The organism is Sodalis sp. (in: enterobacteria), from assembly GCF_047607725.1.
In the GTDB taxonomy this organism is placed as follows: domain Bacteria; phylum Pseudomonadota; class Gammaproteobacteria; order Enterobacterales; family Enterobacteriaceae; genus JBLKSS01.
In genome coordinates, this window is the sequence record NZ_JBLKSS010000261.1 from 1 (window position 1) to 2918 (window position 2918).

2 protein-coding genes and 1 pseudogene are annotated in these 2918 nt (G+C 53.8%); 2 read left to right on the forward strand and 1 reads right to left on the reverse strand.

Annotation, left to right across the window (positions count from 1 at the left end; genetic code table 11):
• Window positions 1–161: 161 nt before the first annotated feature.
• Window positions 162–590, forward strand: coding sequence for an FAD-dependent oxidoreductase (locus ACMX3H_RS17970; RefSeq protein ID WP_415211770.1), 429 nt, complete (start codon window positions 162–164; stop codon window positions 588–590).
• A 155-nt stretch (window positions 591–745) separates the two neighbouring features.
• Here ACMX3H_RS17970 and ACMX3H_RS17975 read toward each other — a convergent pair whose 3' ends face one another.
• A complete protein-coding gene (locus ACMX3H_RS17975) occupies window positions 746–1756 on the reverse strand; it encodes a LacI family DNA-binding transcriptional regulator (RefSeq protein WP_415211771.1) in 1011 nt (336 codons plus the stop codon).
• Between the two features lie 434 nt (window positions 1757–2190).
• Between ACMX3H_RS17975 and ACMX3H_RS17980 the strand changes: the two are divergent.
• Window positions 2191–2782, forward strand: a pseudogene (locus ACMX3H_RS17980) (CatB-related O-acetyltransferase).
• Window positions 2783–2918 lie beyond the last annotated feature (136 nt).

Here is a 2918-nt window from a genome sequence, read left to right on the forward strand (position 1 = left end):
ACCCCCGGAAGCTAAAAGTCTCCAGAGTATGGCGGAACAGAAGATGAGCGATCGGACAGAATCGGAATCGCTGATCGGGCGACCGGAATCAGTGATCGGGTGAAATCGGAATCAGTGATCGGACGTGACCGGAACCAGCACGAGTCGCGCATATCGTCGGTTTGTACACCTTGACCGGTGAGGACGTGGCGGAAGGCCGTAAATTTGACGATGTGGTGTCGTGCGGCTATTTCCCGATTGATATTCACAACCCGAACGGCGCCGAAGGTTATCGCCAGGATGGACAAGGCGGTCACTGGATCGATCTGAAAGACACCTATGACATTCCGCTGCGTTGCCTGGTGCCGGCCAATATTGATGGCATCGTATTGAGCTGCCGCTGTATTTCCGGCACCAGTCAGGCGCACGGATCTTACCGCACGCAGGGTGGTATTATGGGGATTAGCCAGGCGTCGGGCGTCGTGGCGGGACTGTGCGCTATCCAGGGGTCCAGCCGCGTGAAATTGACGTCAAGGCGGTACAGGATCAGCTGTTGGCGTTCGGCGCTTCACTTTGGCGCGATAAATTTATCACCCGTGGCGATGTTTTGAAGAAGTTCCAAGACTGATTTTGCTGTCAATGTGACGCTTATCGCAGCCAGCTAACGCTTATCGCTGTCAATGCCCGCCTTTAGGCGGGCATTGTTGTTGCGGTGAGCGCTTTGTGCATGGCCATTTTAAGCGTAGTGACCCCGCCAAAAGCGCCGTTAATGCACCGAACGCTGCCGCCATATAAGCGTCATGGGAATAACACGCCGCAGGTGCTTGGGCGTTTCCCGCTGCAAGATGTGCAGCATAGTATTGAAGACTTCATCGGCCCAAATATTTTCATCCTGCTTAACCGACCAGAGATTATTGGGCAAAAAGCTCAGCATAGGATGTTCATCGAAGGTGCCGATGTTAATGTCGCGGGAAATGTAGCCGCGCAGCGTTCTTAGCTGACTTAGCGCACCCTCCAGCACCGGCAGCGATGAAGCAATAAAGGCGTTCGGCGGCGCGGCATGCAGCGACATATAATCATGCATCATTTTCTCGCCATCCATCCTGCGGTTATGGGCGCTTTCCAGAATCCAGTGGGGCTGAACGGGCATGCCGTGGTTCGCCAGCGCGTGTTGATAACCCTCTAGACGCGCGCGAATACTGGGCTGCTGAATGTCTCCGCCGAGAAAAATAATCGGTTCGGCGCGCGCGGATAGCATGGAGTGGGTTAATTCCACGCCGCCACTGAAGTTATCGCTCACGACCAACGCGCTATTATCCAGGCCAAAATCCCGGTCGAGTACCACGATAGGCTTCTTGGCGCGTTCTACGTGATGCTTTTGCGCGCTACGGGAGGAGGGGACGATAAATAGCCCATCGATATTGCGCTGCACCATGGATTCCACCAGCTTTTTTTCGCGCTGTAAATCACTATAGCTGCTGCTAATGACCAGGTGATAACCCTCTTCACGACAGCGCAGCTCGAGTTTTTCCGCCAGATTGGAGAAAAAAGAGTTCGACAATCGGGGAATGATCAACCCCAGGGTATCGGTTTTATTTAGCTTCAGGCTGCGTGCGGTATAGTTGAGCGTGTAGCCATGTTCGGCGACATAGCTATTTATCCGTTCCAGCGTACGCGCACTAATCCGATATTGATCGGCCTTTCCATTAAGCACCAGCCTGATGGTGGTGATGGATAAGCCTAAGTCCGTTGCTATTTGCTCTACGCTTTTAGCCATAATCCAGCATGATAAAAAAGTCCAGAAAGGCAGTATACCGCTTTTGCTGCGTCGGCGCAGCTAGAGACAGGATCGAATGCGATCTCACGCAGGTTGGAAAAATCATGCCGGACAGGTACCATCACGGGGAGAAAAGGTTCACGCGCCACGGCGGCGACGTGTTCCTCTAGGGCGGCGCACGGAGCGCATCGCGGCAAACCGCCGGCTCGGCCGCAGGTAACCTCAGCCGCCCGTTAATTTTGCTTATCGTAGGTCAACGTTATGTTAATGCATCCGCTGTTGCTCCATCCCCGTATAGCTTAATCAGGCAGTGAAGGTTGAACGTGCTTTCACTGCTGCGGAATGACGTTCCGTGGCCTTTATCCCTTTACGAGATTTAAACCATGTCTGACAACATTAAACATTGGTACAAGGTAGAACATCTTCACTAGACGGTGACCAATCCGAATATTCACATCTCGGGCGAACATAGTTACTACAGCGAATACTGGGATGACGGCTTTGAAAAAAGCGTGGTCCGCTACCTGCACGGCGACAGCGTCAGCCAGCAATGGGCGCCGCTCGGTACCCTTGATCAGCTGTGGATTGGCGATTACGTTTGCGTCGCTGCCGGAGTAGTCATCCTGATGGGGGGGAACAACACCCACCGTACCGATTAGTTCTCTTTGTATCCGTTTATGGAGACGATCCAAACGTCCTATGTGCCGAAAGGCGATACCCGGCTCGGGGATGGCTGTTGGCTCGGCATGCGCGCCATGATTATGCTCGGCGTCACCATCGGCGAAGGGGCGATCATTGCCGCCGGCAGCGTCGTGACCCGCGACGTCGATCCCTATACGGTGGTCGGCGGCAATCCGGCCCGGCCGATCGCCTCGCGTTTCGACCGCGCAGATTATCGCGCGGTTGTTGGCGCTGAAGATTTATCAGCTCAGCCCCGAGGAGTTTGACCTTATCCGCTCGCTGCTCACCGCCAATGATATTGACGTATTGGAGCAGGCAGTCGCCGGTTTGGCCTCTCGCCAGTAAGCGCCCCGTGGAGGACGTCTTGAATTATTGGTGGGTTTGTTGTACGAGACAGTAAACCTACGTTACACGCTTATGCTCATTGCATTTTCACATTGTATTGATTTTAATAACTTTTATTTCCATCCCGGTTTGAGTG